The sequence below is a fragment of the Streptomyces luteoverticillatus genome (genome assembly GCF_003970715.1).
GTDB lineage: Bacteria > Actinomycetota > Actinomycetes > Streptomycetales > Streptomycetaceae > Streptomyces > Streptomyces abikoensis.
In genome coordinates, this window is sequence record NZ_CP034587.1 from 4651555 (window position 1) to 4677744 (window position 26190).

Genomic DNA, 26190 nt, shown 5'->3' on the forward strand with positions numbered 1-26190 from the left:
GATGATCGATGTGACCAAAGCGAGACCCAGTAAGAGTGGTTTAAAGGGCGGTCGTAATAAATAGTGGGGTCACTGAGCTCGGGTCAATGGGTCACGCGCTGTGGGGAGCGCCGACTCACGAGCACACTCGAGGTGCCGGTTCCGACTTCGCTGTCAGGGGTGTCAGCGAGGGACCGGCGCCTCACTTGTAGCGAATAGTGGACTCTTGAGGAGGCAAACCCATGCGCGGTGCCAGGAGCGCCAAGTGGGTCACGTGCGCGATAGTCGTGGCGCTGGCCGCGACGGCCTGTGGCGGTGACAAGAGCGACAGCGGTGGCGGTCTGACGGACGGAAAGGTCGACCCCAACGGGACGATCACCGTTCACACGGGCGAACCGCAGAACGCCCTGCAGCCGGCGAACGCCAAGGAGCAGCAGGGCCACCGGGTGCTGAACACCCTGTTCTCGACGCTGGTGACGTACGAATCGGGCACCGCCAAGATCGTGAACGTCAACGCCGAGTCGGTGACGTCCTCGGACGCCCAGCACTGGACGGTCAAGCTCAAGCCGGGCTGGAAGTTCCACAACGGCGAGACCGTGACCGCGCAGTCCTACGTGGACTCCTGGAACTGGTCGGCCAACACCAAGAACAACCAGATCAACTCGAACTGGTTCAGCGACATCGAGGGCTTCGACGACCTCCACCCGGCGGAGAAGGGCGCGGAGCCCAAGTCGGACAAGATGTCGGGCCTGAAGGTCGTCAACGACAACGAGTTCACGATCACGCTCAAGAACAAGGTCCCGTACTTCAACTACAAGCTGGGGTACATCGTCTGGGCGCCGCTGCCCCAGGCCTTCTTCAAGGACCCCAAGGGCTACGGTGAGAAGCCGGTCGGCAACGGCCCCTACAAGTTCGACTCCTGGGCGCACAACGACAAGATCGTCGTGAAGCGCTTCGACGGTTACACGGGACCGAACAAGGCCAAGAACGGCGGCATCACCTTCAAGAACTACACCACCGCCGACGCCGCCTACAACGACCTCCGCTCGGACAACCTCGACTGGATCGAGCAGATCCCCGACACCTCGCTCACCACGTACAAGCAGGACCTCGGGGACCGCGCCGCCACGGTGGAGTACTCCGCCATCCAGGACGTCGCCGTCGCGTACTACTCCGACCAGTGGAAGAGCATCGACAACAAGGTCGTCCAGGGCCTGTCGATGGCGGTCGACCGCGAGACCATCACCAAGAACACCCTCCACGGCACCCGCATCCCGGCCAACAGCTTCGTCGCCAAGGGCGTGCTGGGCTACCAGGCCAACTCCTGTGGCGAGGCCTGCACCTTCAACCCGGAGAAGGCCAAGCAGCTCATCAAGGAGGGCGGCGGCGTCCCGGGCAACAAGATCTCCATCCAGTACAACGCCGACCTGAACCACAAGCCGTGGGTCGACGCGGTCTGCAACAGCATCCGCACCAACACCGGTGTGGACTGCGTCGGCGACTCCAAGCCGAACTTCAAGGCCGACCTCGACACCCGCGAGAAGAAGCAGGTCAAGTCGCTGTACCGGTCGGGCTGGAACCTCGACTACCCCGTCAACGCCAACTTCCTGCGTGACCTCTACGGCTCCAAGGCCGACGGCAACCAGGGTGGTTACGAGAACAAGGAGTTCGACGAGCTCGCCGCCAAGGCGGACAACGTCAGCTCCCTGGACGAGTCGGTGAAGCTCTACCAGGACGCCGAGAAGGTCCTCACCAAGAAGCTTCCCGTCATCCCGCTGTGGTACTACGCCGTCAACTCCGGCCAGTCCACCAAGGTGTACGACAAGATCAAGTACGGCCAGGACGGTGAGCCCCTCTTCTGGGCCATCCAGGTCAAGCAGAAGTAACACCTAGGCCGTAACTCCCGGGGCCCCTGCAGCCCCTGGGCACTCGTACATCCGCAAGGCCGGTGCCGCCGACCCGTCGGCGGCACCGGCGCTCCCGCACATCCCCGGCACCGCTGTCCCCCCACATCCCAGGGAAGTCAGGCTGCCCGGCGCGTCGCGGGCTGCGACTGACTTGGAGGCATGATGGGGCGTTACGTCGCGCGGCGACTGCTCCAGATGATCCCGGTGTTCATCGGGACCACGCTACTGATTTTCCTGATGGTGCACTGGCTCCCCGGCGACCCGATCAAGGCGCTGTGGGGCGACAAGGTGCCCGACCCGGCGCAGGTCGAGGCGCTGCGCCACAAGTACGGCTTCGACCTGCCGCTGTGGCACCAGTACTGGAACTACATGGTCGATCTCGTCCAGGGCAAGTTCGGTGAGACCTTCGGCGGCCGTCAGGTCTCCGACGTGATGGGCGAGGCCTTCCCGGTCACCATCCGGCTGGCGCTCGTCGCGTTCGTCATCGAGGTCGTCCTCGGCATCACCCTCGGCGTCTTCGCGGGCCTCAAGGCCGGCCGGGCGCTGGACACCGCCGTCCTGATCTTCACCCTGCTGGTGATCTCGGTCCCGGTCTTCGTCCTCGGCTACATCTTCCAGACCGTCTTCGGTGTCGAACTGGGCTGGGTGACGCCCAACGTCAGGGATTCCGAGGACATCACCCAGCTGATCCTGCCGGGCGCCGTGCTCGGCTCGCTGTCGCTGGCGTACGTGGCGCGGCTGACCCGCACCACCATCAGCGAGAACCTGCGCTCCGACTACATGCGCACCGCGCTCGCCAAGGGCCTGCCCCGGCGCCGGATCGTCGGTGTCCACCTGCTGCGCAACTCACTGATCCCCGTCGTCACCTTCCTCGGCACCGACATCGGCGCCCTGATGGGCGGCGCGATCGTGACGGAGGGCATCTTCAACGTCCAGGGCGTCGGCCAGCAGCTCTACCGGGCCGTCAACCAGGGCGAGGGCACGACCACCGTCGGCATCGTCACCGTCCTGGTCCTCGTCTTCCTGTTCACCAGCCTGATCGTCGACCTGCTCTACGCGGTCCTGGACCCGAGGATCCGGTATGCCTGACGTGACCAAGACCCCCGGCACGGCGGCGGAGAGCGCGGCGGAGACCGCGGCGGCCGCCGGCGAGGCCGCGGTGGTGGCCGCCCCCGCGTCGTCCGGCAAGCCCCGCAGCCTGTGGAGCGACGCCTGGCGCGACCTGCGCCGCAACCCGTTCTTCGTGATCTCCGGGCTGCTGATCGTGCTGCTGCTGGTGATGGCCCTCTGGCCGTCGCTGTTCACCAGCACCAACCCGCGCAACGGTGACCTCACCCACCACTTCCTCACCAAGCCCGAGTACGGCGACGTCTTCTCGGCCGACTGGTTCGGCTACGACAAGCAGGGCCGCAGCATCTACGCGCGTGTCATCTACGGCGCCCGCGCCTCGATCAGCGTCGGTGTGCTCGTCACCATCGCCGTGACGCTCCTCGGCGGCCTGGTCGGCATGATCGCCGGTTACTACGGCGGCTGGGTCGACTCGGTGCTCTCCCGCATCACCGACATATTCTTCGGCATCCCCTTCTTCCTCGGCTCGATGGTCATCCTGGTGAGCTTCTCCGACCGGAAGGTGTGGGTCGTGGCCGCCGCCATGGCCTTCCTGGGCTGGACCCAGATCGCCCGCGTGATGCGCGGCTCGGTGATCACCACCAAGCAGTCCGACTACGTGACCGCCGCCCGCGCGCTGGGCGCGGGCACCGGGCGCATCATGTTCCGGCACATCCTGCCGAACGCCATCGCGCCCGTCATCGTCGTCGCCACCATCGCCCTCGGCGGCTACATCGCGGCCGAGGCCACGTTGTCCTACCTCGGTCTCGGTCTCTCCGAGCCGACGATCTCGTGGGGTATCGACATCTCGGACGCCAAGGACTCCATCCGGGACAACCCGCATGTGATGTTCTTCCCCGCCGGCATGCTCTGCGTCACCGTCCTCGCCTTCATCATGCTCGGCGACGCGGTGCGCGACGCCCTCGACCCCAAGCTGCGCTGAGGGAGGCGTACGTGACCGTGACAGAGAAGACCGCGAACGCCCCCGAGCCGGGGACCGACGGCGACAAGAAGACCCCGCTGCTCGAGGTGCGCGACCTCCACGTGGAGTTCCACACCCGCGAGGGCATCGCCAAGGCCGTCAACGGCGTCAACTACACCGTCGACGCCGGTGAGACCCTCGCCGTGCTCGGCGAGTCCGGTTCCGGCAAGTCCGTGACCGCGCAGGCCATCATGGGCATCCTCGACATGCCGCCCGGGAAGATCCCGCAGGGCCAGATCCTCTTCCGCGGCCAGGACATGCTCGCCATGTCCGCCGACGAGAGGCGGAAGATCCGCGGCCGGAAGATCGCCATGATCTTCCAGGACGCCCTCTCCTCGCTGAACCCCGTCCTCAGCGTCGGCTACCAGCTCGGCGAGATGTACCGGGTGCACCAGGGCCTCTCCAAGAAGGAGGCCAAGGCCAAGGCCATCGAGCTGATGGACCGCGTCCGCATCCCGGCCGCCAAGCAGCGCGTCGACGACTACCCCCACCAGTTCTCGGGCGGTATGCGTCAGCGCATCATGATCGCGATGGCGCTGGCCCTGGAGCCGGACCTGATCATCGCGGACGAGCCGACGACCGCCCTGGACGTGACCGTCCAGGCCCAGGTCATGGACCTGCTGGCGGAGCTCCAGCAGGAATACAACATGGGCCTGATCCTGATCACCCACGACCTGGGCGTCGTCGCCGACGTCGCCGACAAGATCGCGGTGATGTACGCGGGCCGCATCGTCGAGACCGCGCCGGTCCACGAGCTCTACAAGCGCCCGGCCCACCCGTACACCAAGGGTCTCCTCGACTCCATCCCGCGCCTGGACCAGAAGGGCCAGGAGCTCTACGCGATCAAGGGCCTGCCGCCCAACCTGCTGCGCATCCCGGCCGGTTGCGCGTTCAACCCGCGCTGCCCCATGGCACAGGACACCTGCGGCGTGGACGTCCCCGTCCTCCACCAGGTGACCGAGCGGGACGGCACGGAGCTCGCCGGCCGCGGCAGCGCGTGCCACTTCTGGAAGGAGACGATCCATGGCTGAGACGGGTAAGAAGGACGTCGCCGCGACACCGAACGTCTCCGAGGTGCACGTCAGCGACGCGTCGACGACCCAGGAGGTCGAGGCCGTCCTCGACGCCCCCGTGGAGCGCGGCGAGCCGATCCTCCAGGTGCGCAACCTGGTCAAGCACTTCCCGCTGACCCAGGGCATCCTCTTCAAGAAGCAGGTCGGCGCGGTCAAGGCCGTGGACGGCGTCTCCTTCGACCTCTACCAGGGCGAGACCCTCGGCATCGTCGGCGAGTCCGGCTGTGGCAAGTCCACCGTCGCCAAGCTGCTGATGACCCTGGAGACGGCCACCTCCGGCGAGGTCTTCTACAAGGGCCAGGACATCACCAAGCTGTCCGGGCGCGCGCTGAAGGCGGTCCGCCGCAACATCCAGATGGTGTTCCAGGACCCGTACACCTCGCTCAACCCCCGTATGACGGTGGGCGACATCATCGGGGAGCCCTTCGAGATCCACCCGGAGGTGGCCCCCAAGGGCGACCGCCGCAAGCGGGTCCAGGAGCTCCTGGACGTCGTGGGCCTCAACCCCGAGTACATCAACCGCTATCCGCACCAGTTCTCGGGCGGCCAGCGGCAGCGCATCGGCATCGCGCGCGGCCTGGCCCTCAACCCCGAGATCATCATCTGCGACGAGCCCGTCTCGGCGCTGGACGTCTCGGTGCAGGCGCAGGTCATCAACCTGATGGAGAAGCTCCAGGACGAGTTCAACCTCTCCTACGTCTTCATCGCCCACGACCTGTCCATCGTGCGGCACATCTCGGACCGCGTGGGCGTGATGTACCTGGGCAAGATGGCGGAGATCGGCACGGACGCCGAGATCTACGACCACCCGACCCACCCCTACACCCAGGCCCTGCTCTCCGCCGTCCCGGTCCCGGACCCGGACGCGCGCGAGCGCCGCGAGCGGATCATCCTGACGGGCGACGTGCCGTCCCCGGCCAACCCGCCGTCGGGCTGCCGCTTCCGCACCCGCTGCTGGAAGGCGCAGGACAAGTGCGCGGAGGAGGTGCCGCTGCTGGCGGTGCCGCAGGTCTTCGCGGGCAAGTCCACGCCGGCGGCGCACGAGTCGGCGTGCCACTTCGCGGAGGAGAAGGACGTGGTGGGGGCGGCGTAGCGCTTGCCGTCGTCCAACCGGGCGCCCGGACCTGATCCCTGAGCGGGATCGGGTCCGGGCGCTTTCGTATGCGCGTCCGCGTATTGGCGTCCGCATATGTGCGTCCGCGTATGTGCGGGGAAAACGCAAGCCCCGGTCCGCATTCCGATACGAAAGGTTTCGGCCATTCGTTTGGCGAAACTGGCTTGTTTTGCGTTATGGCCGATCTTGACGGCGTCAAGTTGTAACGACCATGCTTTGTCGCGTACTTGTCATGATCAACGAGATGGATTCATCGAGCATGGTCAGCAGCGCGCAGTCGACGTACACCACGGGCGTCGAAGAGATTTGTGAAGGCGTTTCGAGCAAAAGCTACTTCTTCATGCCGGGCGCAAGCGTCGGCGAACTGCTCCGCCGTCGGGACGACAATGCCCTGGAGGATTTCGGGGCTTTCCAGGCCGGCTGGGACGACATGCCGCTGGACGGCTACATGGCCGACGGCGGCCGCTACCGCCGCCGGCGCCACGCGACCCTCAGCGCCCCTCGCGGCAGCAACCTCTACCAGGTCGAGGCGCACCAGCCGCACTACCAGACCGTCGACTACAACAACCTCAACGGCGGCATCGCGCGCCACTACGAGCCCATCCAGGACTCGGTGCTGAGCGGCCCCACGATGAGCAGCCTGCTGACCCTCGGCGGTGACCTCTTCGGCCGGCTCGCGCCGTACTCGGCCTGGCACATCGAGGCCCACCAGTTCCGCATCGAGGTCTCCGGCACGGGTGCCGACGCGCGGGAGGTCGCCAAGCCGACCCCCGAGGGCATCCACCGCGACGGTGTCACCTTCGTGATGATGCTGATGGCCAAGCGAAGCAACACGGTCAACGGCGAAAGCACCATCTACAACCTCGAAAAGAACCCGATCGAGAAGTTCACCCTCGACGAGCCGCTCGACATGGCGATCGTGAACGACGAGCGTGTCTTCCACGGCGTCAGCCCCATCGAGCAGCTGGACGGGAACGTCCCCGCCGTCCGGGACGTCCTGGTGATCACCTACCGCCACAAGCCGTGAGGCCCCGGCGGGGCCGGTCCCGACCGGCCCCGCCGCCGCGCCGATCCGCCCCTGCGCCGATCCGCCCACGACGCCGATCCGCCCCCGACCCGCCGGAATTGGAACCATGGCCGAACTGCTCGCCGTCGCCCTCATCACCGTCCTGGCCGTCATCAGCCCCGGCGCGGACTTCGCGATGACCGTTCGCAACAGCTATTTGTACGGGCGCACTCCGGGAATTCTCTCCGCGGTGGGAATCGCGGCCGGCGTGCTGGTCCATGTGACCTACACGATTCTGGGCGTGGGGCTGCTCATCGCCCATTCGCCCTCCGTTTTCACGGTCATCAAGCTGGTGGGCGCCGCATATCTCGTCTATGTCGGCTGCAAGACATTCGTCCAGCGCTCACAGCTGGACATCGACCTCACCGACGGGCCCGCCATTTCCAGCGGCCAGGCCCTGCGCACCGGATTCCTGACGAACGCGCTGAATCCGAAGACCACGCTGTTCGTCCTCAGCACCTTCACCCAGGTCATCCACCAGGACACCCCGGTCTGGCGCCAGATCGGCTACGGCCTGTTCATGTCCCTGGCCCACCTGATGTGGTTCACCATGGCGGCGCTCTTCTTCTCGAACGACCGGCTGCGCGCGAAGATGCTGCGCAGCCAGGTGGTGCTCAACAGGGTGATCGGCTCGATCCTCGTCGGCCTCGGCGTGGCGCTGGCGCTCACGCCGACGACGACGTAGGCGGCGGGGGCCCGGGGGGGGATCAGGAGGCAGCGATTTCCTCGACCCGAGGCCCGGCCACCTTGAGGTAATCGCTGGTGGAGAGCGCGAGCGAGCGGTCGAGACGGGCGGCGTTGAAGAAGAACTCAGGGTGCTCGAGCAGCGCGGGGTCGACGATCAGCTCCAGCTCCGGGTCGAACGAGAACGGCAGGATCGTCCCGCTCACGCACTGCGAGAGCCGCTCGGCGACGTCCTGCGAGGCGAAACCGGCGTAACTCCCGCCCAGCAGCCCCTTGATCGCCCCGAGGTCGACGCGCTTGTCGCCGGACACGACGGCGAGCACGTACCGCTTCTCCTTCTTGCCCAGCTTCACCATGACGACGATGCACTTGGCGGCCTGCGCCGGCGAATGCCCCCGCAGCCGGCTCACGGCCTCGGTGCCGCCCTCGGCCTCGTGCTCGATCACCCGGTAGGCGGCGCCGCGCTCGTCGAGCAGGGCGACCAGCTTCTCGTAGGTCTCGTGAGCCTCGTGGGTCTCACTGTGGACGGCCTCGCTCGCGCTCATATCCCCACCTGTGTCTGCGTGTACGAAGTAGTTTCAGGGTGCACGAGTATGGCAGAAGAGGTGGGCCGATCAGCGTGTCAGCGCGGCGTCAGCCGCTGTGCGTCGGCCGCTCCATGGAGACACTCCGGGACCACAACTCCTCGGCGTGCTCCGCGAAGCGCTGAAACATGCCCTGCTCTCCGCGTCGCCGCAAGTGAAGCAGAGGTGAGTCGTGTCCGACCCGCGTGGCCAGGTGCGGTGTCACGAGCGCCTCGTCGTCGAAGCGGAAGACGGACAGCGAGATGTGGTTCGTGGCGTCCGCCGGAGCGGAGAACCGCGCTTCCAGACCTTCCGTCGGGCCCATTCGGGCCAACTGCTCCATGGTCGTCCTGACGCGGGTGGACACGGCCATGGCGACGTCCTCGATCCCTTCCCGCTGCGTGGTCACGGTCCCTTCGGGGTCGCCGATCAGGAACCGGACGCGACAGCCCTTCGCGGCCTTGCGCCGCAGGACGTCGGGGAGGGCGGGCACATGGCTCCACAGGAAGTAGGAGGTGTATCCGCCGAAGAACAGGTCGTCGGTCGCGCCGGAGATGAGCTCGCCCCATACGGTGGACGGGCACGCGGACCGGTACGGATAGCTCCGGACGATCTCCTGGTCGCTCCCGGTCTTCAAACGGTCCCTGACCGCCTTGGGCCACAACATCGCTGCTTCCACTCCCAACGCCGCGGAGGCGTCTTCTCGGTTTCTGGCATGCGGGATCAACTCTTCGTCCGCGACCCACCGTTCCACGGTCTTTCCGGAGACACCGACGCGTAGGGCGAGCTGTCTGGGCGACAGCCCGGCCGATGCCATAGCCGATCGTAGAGCCGAGTTCAAGAGACCCCCTGCGGACGTTTGGGCGTTCTTCGACAGTAGCGGCCGATCGGCCCAACTGTCCCCGCATGACCGTAAATACGCCCTCCGCGTCCCGGCGGGATCTGCGCGTGGAAGCCAGTCCGAAGAAAGCAGGGTCGACAGTGGCAGCCTTGATGATTCGTTGCCTGAAATGGGTGAGAGCGCTGTGCGCTCCTACGAACGCCGACCGTGGTCGCCACCGCTGCGGGGCCGTCGTTCCCGTGACGCGGGAGCCCGTCCCGTCGCCGGGGCCGGAGTACGCCGTGGTCGTGACGGCGCACGGTATCGACTTCGTCCCCCGGCCGGAGGGGGCGCGGTGAGCGCCCCGGGGGTCGGGGCGATCGTCCTCGACACGGGACGGGGCCGCGTGGGCGAGGTCATGGCCGCCGTCGGCGGGCGGGTGCTGCTCAGGCCACCCGGCGGCGGGCGGGAGTGGGAGGCGCGGCCGGGCGACCTGCGCCCGGCCGCCGGCGCCGACGCGCTCCGCGCACGCGTCGCGGACGCCAACGAGCGGAGCCGCCGGGAGTGTGACGGCCATGCGCCCCCGCCCGCGCGGTGCCGGGTCTGCTGGGAGATCAAGCAGGGCCGGTACGGGGCTGTCGAGGCCGGTGACCGTGACGAGGCCGCCCGGCTGGCGACGGCCATGGGGCGGCACCAGCGGGAGGCGCACTCATGAGGCAGGTTTAGCTGCCGAAGGCGCTGAGGTGCTGGTAGAGCGCCTCGTGCCCTTCCGCGGACGGGTGCAGGCCGTCGACGAGCAGATCGGGCCGATCGCGCAGCGGCTCCCACATGTCGACGAAGTCGACGTGGTTCGCGCCGCACCACGCCCGCAGGGACGCGCGGAGTTCCAGGGCTCGGGCCCGGGTGAAGCACAGCCCCTCGTAGTCGGGGGCGTGCTCCTCGTCGAGCCAGATCGGCCCCGCGACGACGAGTCGCGCGTTGTGGCCCAAGGCGGTGGCGGCGAGGGAGCCGAGGCTGTCCGCGACGCGCGCCGGCCCGTGCGGCATGGCGGAGTCGTTGATGCCGGCGGCGACGAGGAGGGTGTCGGGGAGGCGAGCGGCCAGCAGCGCGGGAGTCTGCTCGCGGACATCGGCCAGCGTGCTGCCGGGGATGGCCAGGTTGAAGATCCGGTGGGCGAGCTCGTTTCGCGCGATGTGGGCGGCCGAGAACCGGGCCGCCCAGCCGCCCTGCGGATCGCAGCGGCCGTAGGCGATGCTGTCGCCCACGATCACGATGCGCTCCGCCGGGCGGAGCGGGTTCGCGTCCAGGTAGGCCCAGGCGGTCTCCCCGGAGGAGAGCCGCACGCGCCGGCGGGTGTAGTCGTCGACTTCGTAGTCATCGGCGGCGGCGAGGTCCGCGTCGGTGAGGTGGAGGACGGCGCCCTCGACCGCGGCGCCGATCCTGCGTTCCAGGGTCAGGTGGACGTCGAGACCGCTGGTGGCGATCACGGACTCGTCGGTGATCTGGATCGGCCTGGTCGTATGTCCGGCCAGCGAGGCGGGCGAGGTGGGCACGGCTTGCCCGAAGAGCTCTTTCTGGACCCTCTCGTCCAGCAGCGTGCCGAAGGAGAACAGGGTGTGGGGACGCGATTCGATCACCGGATCACCCTAACCAGCCGCCGGAACCGCCTTGAGGTGGGCGGACAGCCGCTGGAGCACCGTCCACGCCTGGGCGTCCGTGCCGTCGCCGAGCGGGTAGTGGACGGCGGTCCCGAGGCGTACGGGGCTGAGGTCGAGCGGCGGGCGGAGCGCGTGGTCGAGGCCGGCCGCGCGTACGTCGGCGCCGCCCAGCGTGAAGGAGACCGGAATCGGCGGGGCCTCGAAGCGCGGCGGGACGGTGAGGTCACGGCGGGCCCGGCGCAGCGAGGCCAGCATGGACGTCAGGCCGTGCTCGGTGGCGAGGGTACGGGCGAGGGGCTCGACGGCGTCGAGCGGCGGGGTCTCGTCCGGGCCGTAGCCGAGGGTGAGGATGACGTCCTCGGCGACCCCGCCCTCGGTGCGGCTGACGCGGAGGGTGGCGAGGGCCGGGCGGCCGGGGTGGCCGACGGCGAGGAGGTGGGTGGGCTCGGGGGAGCGCTCGCGGGCGAGGGCGGTCAACTGGTCAGTGGACCAGGGGAGGTTGACGGGCTCGGCGGTTCCCCAACCGGCGGGGCCGGTGCCGGTGAGGGCGGTCCAGGCGGTGCGGAGGGCGCCGCCGAGGACGAGGTCGTCGGTGACGTTCTCGTGCAGGACGCGGAAGGAGACGATCAGTTGCCGGTCGGTGGCGGGGGAGGCGTCCGCGAACACCTCGGCTACCCGGCCCTCACCGGTTTCCGTACGAACGGGGGTGAACGTCCCGTCCTGCCAGCACAGTTCCGCGCCGGAGAGCCCGTCGTAGTAAAGATTTCCGCTGTCTTGGACGACCCACCGGTTGGGCGCCCCGGCGAGAGCGGTACGCAGGGGGAGGGTGAGGCGTACGTGGGGCGGTGTGACGATCTGCAGGGCGAGGCCGGCCGCGGCGACCGTCCGCAGGATCTCGGACATCCACGCGTTGAGGGGAACGACGGGCCGGTCGACGAGGACGACGGCGGTGGAGCCGGTCAGCACGTCGACGGCGAGTCCGGCTTCGGTGATCCCTGTGACACCCGTGCCCGGGGGGACAGCAACGACGTCGAGCGACGCGGCCTCGGCGGGCCACACCGCGCCGCCGAGCAGCATGCGCAGCCGCCCCGCCACGGACCCGGCGAGCGGCGCGGCCTCGGGCACGGCGGTCGAGGCCCGGACCTCGGTCCACCAGTACGGGACCGGGGGCGCCCCGACCCCGTCCCCAAGCAGCCGCTCGGCCTCCCCGGCCACATGCACCAGCAACGGCGCCTCGACGGCCACCAACGGCCGCCCGTCCGCCGTCCGCAACTGCACGACGGCCCCGCCATTGACCCCGGCCGCCTCGACATCGGGCCCACCCGCATAGAGCCCGGCCACGACGGCCCAGGAGTCGGGCATCTTGGGGGTGAGGGCTATGACGTCTTTCATATGCCTTCCTGGGTGGATGGGGACGGGGTGGGTGGCCGGCAAGCCCGAAGCAGAGCGCCTTCATGTCCGGGGCGGAGAGCCGCGGTGGGGCACGAGCGTGACCGCCAGAGTTCTTCCCGGGCCGGGGCGCTGGCCATCCAGTGTCTCTTCTAGGCTGCCGACATGAGTGATCTGTACGAGCTACAGCTTGCCTGGGAGCTGGGTGACACCCTGCCGGGCGAGGTCCTTGACGACCTTCGATGGCACATGGGCCTTCAGGGGGAGGAGCCCTTGGACGGCGATCTCGAGCGTGAGCCCCTGCTTGCGGCCCGTGGCCCCGCGCTGCGTATCGGGGGAGTCTTGTTCAGCGAGCTGGCGCGGGGGCGGCGTGGTTGGTCCGTGACGGTCCGACAGGAAATGCATGCCGAGGAACTCCCTGAACTCCATGATCTGTTGAGCCGCCTTGCCGCTCACGCGCCTTCGATCGATCCCGTGGGCCAGCTCCGGCATTACGAAGGCCATGTTCCCGAATTGCTGATGGTCCAAGCCGGTGCGGTAACCCGGCAGCCCCTTCATCTGATCGAGTCGGAAGCCGTCCCTTTTTCGCGCGACCTTTTCTGATGACGGCCCCAGCCGCACGAAGCGAACTTGCCAGACAAGCCATGTGACGAGGTCGACCTTTGCGTTTCAGTCCTTGAGGGCGTCGAAGGAGTGATTCACTCTAACGCCCTCAAGGTTCTTCTACGGGTCGTTGCGTTCCGGGTCAGTCGTCTAGGAGACGAGTGACGTGGAGCGTCACCTCCGCGTTCGCGATCATTCGGGTGACCTCGATCGGAGGGTGTCGGAACTCTTCCATGACCACTGCATAGGGCTCCACTTGATGGAGTTCTCCGTCGAGGCCGGTGGCTTCGATCACATATCGGAAGCCCTGCGGAGCAGTGGAGTCGTGAGCGACGCGCCAGACCCCCTCGCACCGATGGACCAGAACATCCGCCAGGTAGGAGGTCAGATCTGTGTGGAGTGTGATCCAGTCGGACTGCTCGAACTCGCCAAGGGGGAGGCTGTCGACGTAGTTCTGGAGCGCGACCAGCAGGTTCAGCGGGTCCCTCGAGTAGGCGTCAGGTGCTGCCCCGAGCATCTCTGCCAGTGCGACTGCGTTCTGGCGGGCTCCTTCGCTCCAGCGGACGAGATCCGGTTGGTGAGCCTTGGGTGTGTCGTTCTCCATTGGAATCCCCCTATCGCTTCTTCGGCGTTATTGTCTCATACTCCAAGAAAATTATCTTCGCCTTTTTGAGGTACTCGCGCAGCTCTGTCGATGGAGGTGCGTGAGTGAACGACCAGCGAGGGTCAAATTTCGGATCGAGTTTGCGGAGTGCCACGTCCTTGTTGATTTGTTCCTTTAGTTCCTTGCTCAGTGGTACTTCGACCCGCTCGACCCTGCTGGTGCCGTCCGGAAACTTGATCGTACGGAACTCTTGATAAGTCTTGACCTCGACGGCCAGAGTGCGGCCATCCGGCAGGTCCACCGGCACATCGACTTTTCTTCCGCCCTTGGCGGTGACAGGGAATTCGGGATCCGTGTTCGTGGCAACCGGGTAATGACGTTCGCCGCCGCTGCCATACATGGTGCGATGGAATTCTTCTCCTGCCGACCACCGGGTCTTCTTGTCCCGCATTTTTCTGACTTCTTCGAGCGTGAGCCCGCCCCTGCCCGGGGGGAGTGCCGGGCGTGACAGATCGGGCTCATGCCCAGGGGCGTCGACACGTTGTTGATGTGCCGCGTCTTGAGGGTGCGCTTCCGATGCGTGCTCGGTCGGCTCGTGTGAGGCGGCGTCAAGAGGGTGATCGTCGTGACGATCCGAGTGCCCCGGTTCCGCGTTGTGCGAGTCGCTGCCTTCGTGAGTATTGCTCGGGCGGGCGTCACCTCCGCCGTTATGTCCGCTTGTGCCGGAGGAAGGAGTGTCGTGCCCGGTGCCGGGCAGGTCGTGGCCGCCGCCCCCGCCACTGGAGTGCGTCGGCGTGTGGCTGCCGTTACCGCCACCCGTGCCCGGAACCTCGTGGCTCGCCGACGGTCCCCGGCCGAGGTCGTGTGCCGCGCCGCCCGGCAGGTGGCCGCCGGAGCCGGCGCCCGGTATGTGCTGCGCGCCCCCGCCCGGCGTGTGGCCGCCGATGCCCCCGCCCGGTGTGTGGCCCGCTGCGCCACCCGGTACGTGCCCTCCGGTGCCGCCACCCGGTACGTGGCCCGCCGAGCCGCTCGGCCCGTGCCCGCCCCCCGGTATGTGTTCGCCGCCGCGGGCCGCCGACGCCGCGCCGTCGCCGCCCGTGTGGACGCCCGCCGCGACCGGGACCTTTTCGTGGTCCGAGACCGTGGAGTGCTGCGGCTGCTTCGGCCGCTCGGCGGCTGCCTTCGCCGCGCGTTCGTCCGCCGAGAGTTCCTTCGTCGCGGCCTGGAGCTCCTTGCCCTGCGCGTCGAAGAAGCGGCTGCTGTTCTTGTCGAGGTAGACGACCTTGTCCCCGTCGGCGAGGAACGGGACCGCGCTCTCCGGCAGGTTCGGCGGGCGCTTCGGGAGGGGCACGCCCTCCCCGGGGAGCTTGAACGCGTCCTCGGCCAGGTGCACCGTCGAGCCCACCCGGAGGTTCTTCAGGCCCGACATCAGGTCGCCGACCTTGACGAAGGCGAACTTGCCCGCCTTGCCGACGTACGTCATCGGGTCGACGACCTTGGCGACCTTGCCCAGCGCCCCGACCGTCTTCGCGACAGCGCCACCCTTTGCCGCCGCGCCCGAGCCGCCCGTGAAAACCGTGGTGAGAACGTTGAAGGTGACCCCGCCCGCCGCGCGGGCCGGGTTCTTGCCCCACTGGTCGTAGGCGACCAGGGCCTTGCCGGTCTCCTTCATCGCCGTGCGCGAGTCGCGCAGCCAGCTGGGGAGTTTGTCCTCGGGGGCCAGCCAGTAGGCCGCCCCCAGGGGGGAGGCGGTGATGACCAGGCCCGTGGCGAGTTTGGCGAGGCCCGTCCATGCCTGGCCGGCCTTGTCCCAGCCGTCGGTGCCGACGAGGGTGCCGAGGCCCTTGATCGTGCCCCAGACGCCGTCGACGATGAAGCCGTCCCAGACGAAGCTCTTGATCTGGTGGCCCAGCCAGGCGATGCCCGTGTATTCGCGTTCCGCCAGCGAGCCCCAGGGCGTCTGCTCGGCGTGGTCGAGGTCGCTCGCCTTGTAGCCGTACATGTTCGGCTTGTGGGAGCCGTCGTCGGCGATGAGCTTTTCGCCGCCGACCAGGGCGACGATCTTGTCGTGGCAGGAGCGTTCGGCGTCGGTGAAGGCGCTGACCGTGGCGTTGACGCTGCGCCACAGGTTGTTGTTGTGGTCGACCTTCTTCTGGTCCCGGCGCCAGTGGTCGTCGCCCTCGACGCTCTTGACGAAGGCGATGGCCTCGTCCTTGAGGTCGCCGAGCTTCTTCGCCAGCGGGCGGATCTCGCTCGCGTAGGTGCTCAGCGCGCCGGAGACCTTCTCCAGGTCGCTCGCGAACGCGCTCGCCTTCGTCGCCACCGGTGCCGTCGTCGCGAAGAGCTTCTCCGCCTCCGGCGCCTTGTAGCAGGCCTGGAGGCCCTGGAACGTGGAGTGGACGGACGCGCCCGAGTCGCGGAAGAGCTTGGCGTCCGAGGTCATGGTCTTGGCGTCGGTCACCAGCGTGTCGACGTTGCCCGTGAACTGGGGTATGCCCGACGGGACGATGAGCTCCTCGTCGCTCACTTCTTCTCACCGCCGCCCTTGCCGTCACCCTTGCCGTCACCCTCGCCGCCGCCCTGTCCGGGCATGTCTATCTTGGGCTCCTTGAGGGCGTCGCTCTGGGTGGTCGCGGCCATCTCCAGGTCGCCCTCGACGTAGTGACGGGTGGCCTCGGACGCGCCGTTCAGCGAGGCTGCCGTGCGCTTGGCGATGTACTGCAGGTCGCCCGACCACTTGTTGGCGAACTCCGCCAGCGCCGCCGCGACGGGACCGCTCGGCACCGGGCCGCAGACCATGCCGCTGATCGTGCCCGCCGCGGTCGCCGCGCTCGGCAGGGTCTTCTGCACGCTCTCGCCCGCCTTCGACAGGCCCTCGGCGGCCGTCGCCGTCCGCTGGAGCACACCGCCCACTTCCGCCGGACGAATGTCCCACGCTGTCACCGAATCCCCCGATCCCCGATTCCCGATTCCCGATCCCGGGTCCCCGTCACACGTTCGATTGCTTCATATGACACCTTGCCATAACCGACTGACACACCTGTTTTTCGGTACACGCGTGTGACAGACAGCGCCGAACGCCCCCTCAGCCCCTCGCGTCCTCCGCGTCCGTCGAGTACGCGACGCTCCGCTGCGCCTCCAGGTCGGCCAGGCGCTGGACCAGGGTCGTGCGCCCCAGCTCGTACGCGTCGCTGCCCAGGACGAGGCGGGCGGGGGCCGGGTCGCGGTCCACGCTGTCGATGACGGCGCGGGCGATTCTGACCGGGTCGCCGATGAAGGGGAGCGCGGTGCCGGCCAGCATGCCGCGGCGGTAGTCGCCCAGGTCGGTGTCCTCGTACGCCTCCAGGGGCCGAGTCCGGTCGATGCCCTGGCTGACGAAGGCGGTGCGGACGGTGCCCGGCTCGACGATCGTCGTCTGGATGCCGAAGGGCTCGACCTCCAGCCGCAGCGACTCGAAGAAACCTTCGACGCCCCATTTGGAGGCGTTGTAGGCACTCATCAGCGGGAAGCCGACCTGGCCGCCGATGCTGGAGATCTGGACGATCCGGCCCCCGCCCTGATCCCGCAGACGCGGCAGCGCCGCCCGCGTCACCCGGACCGGGCCGAGGAGGTTGGTGTCGAGCTGACGGACGATCTGCTCGTCCGTCGCCTCCTCGGCCGCGCCGAAGAGCCCGTAGCCCGCGTTGTTCACCATGACGTCGACACGGCCGAAGGCGGCGAACGCCTCGTCGACGACCCGCCGGACGGCGGCGGGATCGGTGACGTCCAGGGCGAAGACCCGGAGCCGGTCGTCGCCGTGCTCCGCCACGAGGTCGTCCAGGGCGTGCGTCCTGCGGGCCGTGGCGGCGACCCGGTCGCCCCGGACGAGCAGCAGCTCGGTCAGCTGGCGGCCGATGCCCGAGGAGGTGCCGGTGACGAACCAGGTCCTGTGGAGATGCGGGGCGGTGGCGGGCATCCGGGGCCTCTCGTGCGGTGTGCCCCCCCTCGGCCACTCATCCTTGCCCCGGTCCGGCGGTGATCATCACTCCCGCATACGGGCGGTTTCCATGACGAACACCACGAGAAGGGGCACATCGCGGCATCGCATGAGGTGTGATGTGGCCGGAACCGGACCCCGCCCATCGGAGGAGACACGCATGCGGCCACGCTGTCACGGGCTCGCCGTCCGCGCGGTCGCCGTCCTGCTGGCGGGCGTGATCAGCGGCTGCGGAAGCAGCCGGGGCGGCACCGCCGTGGGCGCGGTACGGGCCTCCTGGGGGGACCCGCAGGGGCCGCTGGAGCCCGCCAACACCAACGAGGTGCAGGGCGGCAAGGTCCTCGACATGATCTTCCGAGGGCTGAAGCGGTACGACCCCCGGACCGGCGCCGCCGTCAATATGGTCGCCGAGAAGATCGACAGCCCCGACCAGCGGCACTTCACCATCACCCTCAAGGACGGCTGGACCTTCAGCGACGGAGAGAAGGTCACCGCGCGGTCCTTCGTCGACGCCTGGAACTACGCCGCCCTCGTCGACAACAAACAGAAGAACGCCTCCTTCTTCCAGGACATCGAGGGTTATGGCGAGGTCCATCCCGCCAATGGATCCGCCACGTCCAAAGTCCTCTCCGGGCTCGTCGTCAAGGACGAGCGGACCTTCACCGTCGCGCTGCGCACCACCTTCTCCACCTGGCCCGACACCCTCGGCTACACCGCCTACTCGCCGCTGCCCAGGGCCTTCTACGACCACCACGAGAAATGGCTGAAGAAGCCCATCGGCAACGGGCCGTACGTCATCGACTCCTACACCAAGGGCTCCCAGATGCGGCTCACCCGCTGGGACGGCTACGCCGGGCCCGACAAGGCCCGCAACAGCGGCGTGGAGCTACGGGTCTACACCGACAACAACACCGCCTACACCGACCTCCAGGCCGGCAACATCGACCTCGTCGACGACATCCCCAGCGCCCAGCTGAAGAACGTCAAGAAGGACCTCGGCGACCGCTACATCAACCAGCCCGCCGGCATCATCCAGACCCTCGACTTCCCCATGTACGACCCCGCCTGGAACAAGCCCGGCATGGAGAAGGTCCGCCGGGGCCTGTCCATGGCCATCGACCGCAAGCAGATCACCGAGCAGATCTACCGGCGCACCCGCACCCCCGCCACCGACTGGACCTCACCCGTCCTCGGCGCCAAGGGCGGCTACAAGGAAGGGCTGTGCGGCGACGCCTGCGGCTACGACCCCACCATGGCCAGAAAGCTCATCGAGGACGGCGGCGGGCTCCCCGGCGGCCGGGTCACCATCACCTCGAACGTCGACACCGGCTCCCACCGGCTGTGGATGGACGCCGTCTGCAACAGCATCAACAACGCCCTGGGCAAGGACCAGGCCTGCACCGTCGACCCCGTCGGAACCTTCGCCGACTTCCGCAACCAGATCACCGACCACCGGATGACCGGCATGTTCCGCTCCGGCTGGCAGATGGACTACCCCCTGGTCCAGAACTTCCTCCAGCCGCTCTATTACACCGACGCCTCCTCCAACTACGGCAAGTTCAGCGACCCGGGCTTCGACAAGCTCGTCGACGAGGCCAACGCCGAATCCGACACAGCGAAAGCCATCGCGAAATTCCAGGAGGCGGAGAAGATTCTCGCCGCCAAGATGCCCGCCATCCCGCTCTGGTACCAGAACGGCAGCGCCGGTTACTCCACCGACATCGCCGACGTCGAGCTCAACCCCTTCAGCGTGCCCGTCTACGAGCGGATCACCGTCAAGTAGTCCCTCAGTCACGGCAGTCAGGAGTCCTGGTGGGACGGTATGTGATCCGGCGGTTGCTCCAGATGATCCCCGTGTTCATCGGCAGCACGTTCCTGATCTTCCTCATGGTCTACGCCCTCGGCGACCCCATCGCCGCGCTCTTCGGCGACAAGGCCCCCGATCCCGCCACCGCCGCGCGCATCCGCCAGGAGCTCTACCTCGACAAGCCCCTGTGGCTCCAGTACGCGCACTACATGGGGCAGATCCTCACCGGGGACTTCGGCGTCGCCTTCAACGGGCAGGAGGTCACCGAGCTGATGGCCGACGCCTTCCCCGTGACCGTCCGCCTCACGATCGTCGCTATCCTCTTCGAGATCGTCATCGGCGTCACCCTCGGCCTCCTCAGCGGACTGCGCCGCGGCCGCTCCCTCGACACCGGCGTGCTGCTGCTCACCCTGATCGTGGTCTCCGTGCCGACCTTCGTCAGCGGCTACGTGCTCCAGTACCTCATCGGCGTCAAATGGGCGGCGGTCTCCCCGTCCGTCTCGCCCGAGGCGCCCTTCGACGAACTCCTCCTGCCCGGCGTCGTGCTCGCCCTCACCTCGCTCGCCTACGTCACCCGCCTCACCCGCACCTCCATCGCCGAGAACTCCCGCGCCGACTACCTCCGCACCGCCGTCGCCAAGGGCCTGCCCCGGCACCGCGTCATCACCCGGCACCTGCTGCGCAACTCCCTCATCCCCGTCGTCACCTTCATCGGCACCGACATCGGCGCCCTGATGGGCGGCGCCATCGTCACCGAGCGGATCTTCAACATCCACGGCGTCGGATTCCAGCTCTACCAGGGGATCCTCCGGCAGAACTCACCCACCGTCGTCGGCTTCGTGACCATCCTCGTCATCGTCTTCCTCATGGCGAACCTGCTCGTCGACCTCCTCTACGCCGTGCTCGACCCGAGGATCCGCTATGCCTGAGACCCCGCCACCACCCTCGTCCGACCCACCTCAGGGACCGCCGGGGCCCCCGTACGCCGACCCCTCCGACCCCAACGCCACCATCACCCCCGGGGACGGCGGTGCCATGACCCTCGCCACCAGCGACGCCGCCACCCTCGAGAACGGCCCCCTCCCCGGCGGCACCGGCAGCGGCAAGGCCCGCAGCCTCTGGTCCGACGCCTGGCACGACCTGCGCCGCAACCCCGTCTTCCTCGTCTCCGCGCTAGTCATCGTCTTCCTCCTCCTCATCGCGATCTGGCCGGGCCTCATCGCCAGTGGCAACCCGCTCAGCTGCGACCTCGCCAGGGCCCAGGACGGCCCCGCGCCCGGCCACCCCTTCGGCTTCGACACCCAGGGCTGCGACGTCTACACCCGCACCGTCCACGGCGCGCGGGCCTCCATCACCGTCGGCGTCTGCGCCACCGCCGGGGCCGCGCTGCTCGGCAGCGTCCTCGGCGGGCTCGCCGGGTTCTACGGCGGCTGGTGGGACGCGCTGCTCTCCCGGCTCGCCGACATCTTCTTCGGCATCCCGATCATCCTCGGCGGACTCGTCTTCCTCTCCGTCGTCCCCAGCGGCTCCGTCTGGCCGGTCGTCGGCTTCATCGTGCTGCTGGGCTGGCCGCAGATCTCCCGGATCGCCCGCGGCGCGGTCGTCGGCGCCAGACAGCACGACTACGTCCAGGCCGCCCGCGCCCTCGGCGCCGGCGACGCGCGCCTGCTGCTCCGCCACATCGCGCCCAACGCCGTCGCGCCCGTCATCGTCGTCGCGACCATCGCCCTCGGCACGTACATCGCGCTGGAGGCGACCCTGTCCTTCGTCGGCGTCGGCCTCCGGCCGCCCACCGTCTCCTGGGGGATCGACATCTCCAACGCCTCGATCCAGATCCGCAACGCCCCGCACATGCTGCTGTGGCCGGCGGGCGCGCTGAGCGTCACGGTGCTCGCGTTCATCATGCTCGGCGACGCGGTCCGCGACGCCCTCGACCCCAAGCTGCGCTGAGGACCGCCGACATGACGAACGTTCTGCTCGACGTACGCGACCTGCGCGTGGAGTTCCGCACCCGGGACGGGGTGGCCAAGGCCGTCAACGGCGTCAGCTACTCCGTCGACGCGGGCGAGACCCTGGCCGTGCTCGGCGAGTCCGGTTCCGGCAAGTCCGTGACCGCGCAGGCCGTCATGGGCATCCTCGACTCGCCGCCCGGCCGTGTCACCGGCGGCGAGGTCCTCTTCCGCGGCCGTGACCTGCTCACCATGGGCGAGGAGGACCGCCGCCGGATCCGCGGCGCCAAACTCGCCATGATCTTCCAGGACGCGCTCTCCGCGCTCAACCCCGTGATGACCGTCGGCGCCCAGCTCGGCGAGATGTACGAAGTCCACGAGGGCATGACCCGCAAGGACGCCCGCGCCCGCGCCGTCCGGCTGATGGACCGCGTCCGCATCCCGGCGGCCGCGCAGCGGGCCGGGGACTACCCCCACCAGTTCTCCGGCGGCATGCGCCAGCGCATCATGATCGCGATGGCGCTGGCCCTGGAGCCGGACCTGATCATCGCCGACGAGCCCACGACCGCGCTGGACGTGACCGTCCAGGCGCAGGTCATGGACCTGCTGGCGGAGCTCCGCGACGAGTACCACATGGGGCTCGTCCTGATCACCCACGACCTGGGCGTCGTCGCCGACGTCGCCGACAGGATCGCGGTGATGTACGCGGGCCGCATCGTCGAGACCGCCCCCGTGCGCGAGCTCTACGCCGCGCCCGCCCACCCGTACACCAAGGGCCTGCTCGAATCCATCCCCCGCCTGGACCGCAAGGGCCGGGAGCTCTACGCGATCAAGGGCATGCCGCCCAGCCTCACCGCCGTCCCGCCCGGCTGCCCCTTCAACCCGCGCTGCCCGCTGGCCCAGGACGTCTGCCGCACGGACCGGCCGCCGCTGTACGACGTGGCGCCGGGGCGCGGCAGCGCCTGCCACTTCTGGAAGGAGACCCTCGGTGAGGGCTGACGGCGAGGCGATCCTCGAGGTGCGGGAGCTGGTCAAGCACTACCCGCTGCACCGGGGCATCCTCTTCCGGAAACAGGTCGGCGCCGTCCACGCGGTGGACGACCTCTCCTTCGACCTGCGGCGTGGCGAGACGCTCGGCATCGTGGGGGAGTCCGGCTGCGGCAAGTCCACCGTCGCCAGGCTGCTCGTCCACCTGGAGCGGCCGACGGCCGGGCGGATCCTCTACAAGGGCGAGGACGTCACCCGGCTGTCCGGGCGCGCGCTGAAGGCGGTCCGCCGCAACATCCAGATGGTCTTCCAGGACCCGTACACCTCGCTCAACCCCCGGATGACGGTCGGGGACATCGTCGGGGAGCCCTTCGAGATCCACCCGGAGGCGGCCCCCAAGGGCAGCCGGCGGGCGCGGGTCCGGGAGCTGCTGGAGGTGGTCGGGCTCGACCCCGAGCACATCAACCGCTATCCGCACCAGTTCAGCGGGGGGCAGCGGCAGCGCATCGGCATCGCGCGGGGGCTGGCGCTCCGGCCCGAGGTGATCGTGGCCGACGAGCCGGTCTCGGCGCTGGACGTCTCGGTGCAGGCCCAGGTGGTCAACCTGCTGGCGCGGCTGCAGGAGGAGTTCGAGCTGTCGTACGTCTTCATCGCGCACGACCTGTCGGTGGTACGGCACATCTCCGACCGGGTGGCGGTGATGTACCTCGGGCGGTTCGCGGAGGTGGGGACGGACGCGGAGATCTACGAGCATCCGACGCATCCGTATACGCAGGCGCTGCTCTCCGCTGTTCCGGTGCCGGATCCGCTCGCGCGGGCTCGTCGGGACCGGATTCTGTTGTCCGGCGACATTCCGTCCCCGGCGGACCCGCCGTCGGGGTGCCGGTTTCGCACGCGGTGCTGGAAGGCGCGGGAGAAGTGCGCGGAGGTTGTGCCGGGGTTGGAGGTGCCGGAGTGGTTTCGGGGTGGGGGAGCGGTGGCGCACGCGTCGGCTTGTCACTTCGCCGCGGAGCGGCGGGTTGTTCCGGGGGAGGAGTAGCCCCGGACCCGCCCTTTCACCGTTTCTTCCGGGGGCTCCGCCCCCGGACCCCCGGTCCTCGGCGGGGGTGCGAGGGGGCGCAGCCCCTTCGGAAACGGTGAAAGGGCGGGACTGGGGCTACCACCCCCTCGGGACGACCTCCACGCCCATCGGCTGCAAGGCCAGCGCCGGTCGCGGCCGGATTCGTTCCGGACGGACGAGTTCGAGCCGGAAGCGGCGCCAGATGTCCGCGACGATGTGGACCGTCTCCGTCGTCGCCACCGCCGCGCCGATGCAGACGCGCGGCCCGAGGCCGAAGGGGAAGTACGAGCCGCGCGGCACCGACGGGCCCTTGCCCAGCCAGCGCTCGGGGCGGAACTCCTCCGCGTCCTCCCAGTGGCGGGGGTCGCGGTGGGCGACCCACTGGCTGACGGTCACCGTCGTGCCGGCGGGGACGATGTGGCCGCTGAACTCCATGTCCTCCATGGCGTCCCGGCTGGTCAGCCAGACCGGCGAGTAGAGCCGCAGGGACTCGCGGACCACCGCGTTGGTGTAGGGCAGCGCCTCCATGCGGGCGAGCCCGGCCGGGGTGGCGGCGAAGGCGGCCTCGGCCTCGGCGCGTACCCGTTCGGCGATCTCGGGGTGCCGGGCGAGGAGGACGCTCGTCCAGACGACGGCGTCGTTCGTCGTCTCGAACCCGGCCATGATCAGGGTGGCGAGCTCGTCGCGGAGCTCGTCCGGGGTCGGGGGCGGGTCGCCGTGGACGAGCGCGTGGAGGACGGGCGCCCGGTCGGGGTCGGCGGCGGCCGGGGAGGCGGCGAGGGCGCGCAGGGTGCGGTCGACGCGGGCCATCGAGCGCCGGATGCGCAGCTTGCGCGGGGTGGGCACCCATTCGGGCAGCAGCACGGGGGAGGTCGACAGGTCCATGATGGGGGCGACCAGCCGGGCGATCTCGGCGGTGTCCTCCTCGCTGAACTCGTCACCGAACATCAGGGACGTCACCAGCCGCAGCGTGAGCACGGAGACGTCGTCCTGGAGGTCGCGAGGGGTGCCGGGGCGCCAGCCGGCGAGCATGCGTTCGCCCTGGTCGGCGACGATCTCCGCCGCCTTGGTGGAGAGCTTGCGGCCGAAGGCGGGCTGCATCCGGTGGCGTTTGGCCTGCCAGGTGGCGCCGTCGCTGTTCATGGTCGACAGCGGGAAGCCCTGGCGGCGCGAGCCGCGCCGGGTGTCCGCGCTGGCCTTGGAGAACTTGGCGTTGCGGTCGACCAGCATCCGCTCGACGTCGCCGGGCGAGGTCAGCAGCACATTGTTGGCGCCGAGCCGCACCACGTCCCCGTAGGTGCGGGAGCACTCGGTGAGGAAGCCGAGCGGGTCCGTGCTGAACGCGTGGAGGTTTCCGAGGTACTTGTCCCCGCCCGGGCCCGGGATGCCGGTGCCGGCGCTGGGGGAAGCGGCGGTGGTCATGGACGCCTCGCAGGTCGGTCGGGGCCGGAAGGAGGCCGATCGGGGCCGGAAGGCCGGTGGCCGCGGCATCGCTGCCGCGGCCACCGGGTGAGTCACCGTGCCGGTTTAGTAGTACGAGTACGGCAGGGTGAGGCGGTCCTTACGAGTGAGCCGGGCGAAAAGGGCCCCGGTGAGGATCATCTTGCGCATGGCGTGCACCTCCTTCTCGAGCTCGTCGATTCCCTGAGGGTCGCTTCCTGGTGTGGCCACCACCGCTCCGCGATGGGGGAACAGTAGGCATGTGCCCCTGGGATAACAAGAGTTGACAGATATCCCACGCGCGTGGTTCGGCGGGTAGTGTTCCGCTTGCCGAGCGCCGGTTTCGCGCGCCCTTTCACCGTAACCCGGAGCCTCCCATTACGGGCCGGGCCGGAACTCGGGAAAGTGGCACGCGGTCAGATGCCCCTCGCCGTCGCCCTCCGCCGGCACCAGCGGAGGCACCTCCTCCGCGCACTTCTCCCGCGCCTTCCAGCAGCGCGTACGGAAGCGGCAGCCGGACGGCGGCAGGATCGGGGAGGGGACGTCCCCCGTCAGCCGGATCCTTTCCCGGGCCGTTCCCTCGACCTCCGACGCCTCCGGTACCGCCGACAGCAGCGCGTGGGTGTACGGGTGGCGGGGGCGGCGGTAGATGTCGTCGCGGTCGCCGGATTCCACGATTCTGCCGAGGTACATCACCGCGACGCGCTGGGAGAAGTGCCGTACGACGGCCAGGTCGTGGGCGATGAACAGGAACGCGATGCCCAGCTCCCGCCGCAGCCGGGCCAGCAGGTTGACCACCTGCGCCTGGATGGAGACGTCCAGGGCCGACACCGGCTCGTCCGCGACGATCACCTTGGGCTCCAGCGCCAGCGCGCGGGCCACGCTGATCCGCTGCCGCTGGCCGCCGGAGAACTCGTGCGGGAAGCGGTTGTAGTGCTCGGGGCTGAGGCCGACGACCTCCAGCAGCTCGCGGACCCGGGCCTCGCGGCCGCCCGGGGGCGCGATGCCGTTGATCTCCATCGGCCCGGCGATGATCTTGCCGACCGTCTGCCGGGGATTCAGTGAGGAGTAGGGGTCCTGGAAGATCATCTGGATCTCGGAGCGGATCGGGGCCAGCCGTCTGCGGTCGGCGTGGGTGATGTCCTCGCCCCGGTAGCGGATCCGGCCGGCCGTCGGCTCCAGCAGCCGGGTCAGCAGCCGGCCCGTCGTCGACTTGCCGCAGCCGGACTCGCCGACGAGGCCGAAGCTCTCCCCGGCCCGCACGGCCAGATCGACGCCGTCGACCGCCTGCACGGCGCCGACCTTCCGTTTCACCGGGAAACCGCCCATGATCGGGAAGTGTTTGGTCAGGCCCTCGGCGACGAGCAGCGGCTCGCCGCCGCGGTCCTGGGCGGGAATGCTGTGGGTCATTGGAAGCGCTCC

The 26190-nt window shown here is 68.9% G+C and carries 25 protein-coding genes; 14 read left to right on the forward strand and 11 right to left on the reverse strand.

What is annotated here, in order from left to right; all coding sequences use genetic code 11:
• The first annotated feature begins 221 nt into the window (after positions 1-221).
• The 7 genes from EKH77_RS20765 to EKH77_RS20795 all read left to right on the forward strand — a co-directional run bounded on the left by EKH77_RS20765 (position 222) and on the right by EKH77_RS20795 (position 7913).
• Positions 222-1865, forward strand: a complete 1644-nt coding sequence (locus tag EKH77_RS20765; RefSeq protein ID WP_126915839.1) for a peptide ABC transporter substrate-binding protein — start codon at positions 222-224, stop codon at positions 1863-1865.
• A 183-nt stretch (positions 1866-2048) separates the two neighbouring features.
• The gene (locus tag EKH77_RS20770) at positions 2049-2975 is read left to right on the forward strand and encodes an ABC transporter permease (RefSeq protein ID WP_126918191.1); all 927 of its coding nucleotides are present in this window, start codon (positions 2049-2051) and stop codon (positions 2973-2975) included.
• Positions 2968-3936 (forward strand): ABC transporter permease, encoded by a 969-nt coding sequence (locus EKH77_RS20775; RefSeq protein ID WP_126915840.1) that lies wholly within the window; start codon positions 2968-2970, stop codon positions 3934-3936. The genes EKH77_RS20770 and EKH77_RS20775 overlap by 8 nt, the downstream gene beginning before the upstream one ends.
• Before the next feature lie 11 nt (positions 3937-3947).
• Positions 3948-5006, forward strand: a complete 1059-nt coding sequence (locus EKH77_RS20780; protein ID WP_126915841.1) for an ABC transporter ATP-binding protein — start codon at positions 3948-3950, stop codon at positions 5004-5006.
• Positions 4999-6141: an ABC transporter ATP-binding protein gene (locus tag EKH77_RS20785; RefSeq protein WP_126915842.1), complete on the forward strand. Its 1143-nt coding sequence runs from the start codon at positions 4999-5001 to the stop codon at positions 6139-6141. The genes EKH77_RS20780 and EKH77_RS20785 overlap by 8 nt, the downstream gene beginning before the upstream one ends.
• Positions 6142-6502: 361 nt before the next feature.
• Complete coding sequence (locus EKH77_RS20790) at positions 6503-7189, forward strand: 2OG-Fe dioxygenase family protein (RefSeq protein WP_240667457.1); 687 nt, start codon at positions 6503-6505, stop codon at positions 7187-7189.
• Positions 7190-7295: 106 nt separating this feature from the next.
• The gene (locus EKH77_RS20795) at positions 7296-7913 is read left to right on the forward strand and encodes a LysE family translocator (RefSeq protein WP_126915843.1); all 618 of its coding nucleotides are present in this window, start codon (positions 7296-7298) and stop codon (positions 7911-7913) included.
• Between the two features lie 22 nt (positions 7914-7935).
• Here the strand turns inward: EKH77_RS20795 and EKH77_RS20800 are convergent, their stop codons facing one another.
• Together EKH77_RS20800 and EKH77_RS20805 are read right to left on the reverse strand one after the other, a co-directional pair.
• Positions 7936-8457 (reverse strand): YbaK/EbsC family protein, encoded by a 522-nt coding sequence (locus tag EKH77_RS20800; RefSeq protein WP_126915844.1) that lies wholly within the window; start codon positions 8455-8457, stop codon positions 7936-7938.
• Positions 8458-8545: 88 nt separating this feature from the next.
• Positions 8546-9142 (reverse strand): XRE family transcriptional regulator, encoded by a 597-nt coding sequence (locus EKH77_RS20805; RefSeq protein ID WP_240667458.1) that lies wholly within the window; start codon positions 9140-9142, stop codon positions 8546-8548.
• Between the two features lie 508 nt (positions 9143-9650).
• On the opposite strand from EKH77_RS20805, the gene EKH77_RS33895 reads away from it, so the two are divergent.
• The gene (locus tag EKH77_RS33895) at positions 9651-10010 is read left to right on the forward strand and encodes a hypothetical protein (protein ID WP_240667460.1); all 360 of its coding nucleotides are present in this window, start codon (positions 9651-9653) and stop codon (positions 10008-10010) included.
• 7 nt (positions 10011-10017) lie between these two features.
• Here the strand turns inward: EKH77_RS33895 and EKH77_RS20815 are convergent, their stop codons facing one another.
• Both EKH77_RS20815 and EKH77_RS20820 read right to left on the reverse strand, forming a co-directional pair.
• Positions 10018-10932 carry a GDSL-type esterase/lipase family protein gene (locus tag EKH77_RS20815; protein WP_126915846.1) on the reverse strand — a complete coding sequence of 305 codons (915 nt, stop codon included), beginning with the start codon at positions 10930-10932 and terminating at the stop codon, positions 10018-10020.
• Positions 10933-10941: 9 nt separating this feature from the next.
• Positions 10942-12345 carry a DUF6177 family protein gene (locus EKH77_RS20820; RefSeq protein WP_126915847.1) on the reverse strand — a complete coding sequence of 468 codons (1404 nt, stop codon included), beginning with the start codon at positions 12343-12345 and terminating at the stop codon, positions 10942-10944.
• 162 nt (positions 12346-12507) lie between these two features.
• On the opposite strand from EKH77_RS20820, the gene EKH77_RS20825 reads away from it, so the two are divergent.
• On the forward strand, positions 12508-12945 hold the full coding sequence (locus EKH77_RS20825; protein WP_126915848.1) for a hypothetical protein: 438 nt from the start codon (positions 12508-12510) through the stop codon (positions 12943-12945).
• Between the two features lie 142 nt (positions 12946-13087).
• On the opposite strand, the gene EKH77_RS20830 is transcribed toward EKH77_RS20825, so the two are convergent.
• The 4 genes from EKH77_RS20830 to EKH77_RS20845 form a co-directional block, all read right to left on the reverse strand.
• A complete protein-coding gene (locus EKH77_RS20830; RefSeq protein ID WP_240667461.1) occupies positions 13088-13549 on the reverse strand; it encodes a hypothetical protein in 462 nt (153 codons plus the stop codon).
• A 10-nt stretch (positions 13550-13559) separates the two neighbouring features.
• Positions 13560-16076, reverse strand: coding sequence for a hypothetical protein (locus EKH77_RS20835; RefSeq protein ID WP_126915849.1), 2517 nt, complete (start codon positions 16074-16076; stop codon positions 13560-13562).
• Positions 16073-16492, reverse strand: coding sequence for a DUF6507 family protein (locus tag EKH77_RS20840; RefSeq protein ID WP_206279894.1), 420 nt, complete (start codon positions 16490-16492; stop codon positions 16073-16075). The genes EKH77_RS20835 and EKH77_RS20840 overlap by 4 nt, the downstream gene beginning before the upstream one ends.
• Before the next feature lie 142 nt (positions 16493-16634).
• Positions 16635-17504, reverse strand: coding sequence for an SDR family oxidoreductase (locus EKH77_RS20845; RefSeq protein ID WP_126915850.1), 870 nt, complete (start codon positions 17502-17504; stop codon positions 16635-16637).
• Positions 17505-17685: 181 nt separating this feature from the next.
• Between EKH77_RS20845 and EKH77_RS20850 the strand changes: the two genes are divergently transcribed.
• The 5 genes from EKH77_RS20850 to EKH77_RS20870 all read left to right on the forward strand — a co-directional run bounded on the left by EKH77_RS20850 (position 17686) and on the right by EKH77_RS20870 (position 23307).
• A complete protein-coding gene (locus EKH77_RS20850; protein ID WP_126915851.1) occupies positions 17686-19308 on the forward strand; it encodes a peptide ABC transporter substrate-binding protein in 1623 nt (540 codons plus the stop codon).
• A 29-nt stretch (positions 19309-19337) separates the two neighbouring features.
• A complete protein-coding gene (locus EKH77_RS20855) occupies positions 19338-20261 on the forward strand; it encodes an ABC transporter permease (protein WP_126915852.1) in 924 nt (307 codons plus the stop codon).
• Between the two features lie 106 nt (positions 20262-20367).
• Positions 20368-21282: an ABC transporter permease gene (locus EKH77_RS20860; RefSeq protein ID WP_240667777.1), complete on the forward strand. Its 915-nt coding sequence runs from the start codon at positions 20368-20370 to the stop codon at positions 21280-21282.
• An 11-nt stretch (positions 21283-21293) separates the two neighbouring features.
• Positions 21294-22280 (forward strand): ABC transporter ATP-binding protein, encoded by a 987-nt coding sequence (locus tag EKH77_RS20865; protein ID WP_126915854.1) that lies wholly within the window; start codon positions 21294-21296, stop codon positions 22278-22280.
• Positions 22270-23307 carry an ABC transporter ATP-binding protein gene (locus EKH77_RS20870; protein WP_126915855.1) on the forward strand — a complete coding sequence of 346 codons (1038 nt, stop codon included), beginning with the start codon at positions 22270-22272 and terminating at the stop codon, positions 23305-23307. The genes EKH77_RS20865 and EKH77_RS20870 overlap by 11 nt, the downstream gene beginning before the upstream one ends.
• A 117-nt stretch (positions 23308-23424) precedes the next feature.
• On the opposite strand, the gene EKH77_RS20875 is transcribed toward EKH77_RS20870, so the two are convergent.
• The 3 genes from EKH77_RS20875 to EKH77_RS20880 all read right to left on the reverse strand — a co-directional run bounded on the left by EKH77_RS20875 (position 23425) and on the right by EKH77_RS20880 (position 26178).
• Complete coding sequence (locus tag EKH77_RS20875; protein WP_164737829.1) at positions 23425-24750, reverse strand: cytochrome P450; 1326 nt, start codon at positions 24748-24750, stop codon at positions 23425-23427.
• Positions 24751-24855: 105 nt separating this feature from the next.
• On the reverse strand, positions 24856-24999 hold the full coding sequence (locus EKH77_RS33035) for a cittilin family RiPP precursor (protein ID WP_164737830.1): 144 nt from the start codon (positions 24997-24999) through the stop codon (positions 24856-24858).
• A 147-nt stretch (positions 25000-25146) separates the two neighbouring features.
• On the reverse strand, positions 25147-26178 hold the full coding sequence (locus tag EKH77_RS20880; protein ID WP_126915857.1) for an ABC transporter ATP-binding protein: 1032 nt from the start codon (positions 26176-26178) through the stop codon (positions 25147-25149).
• Between the last annotated feature and the right edge of the window lie 12 nt (positions 26179-26190).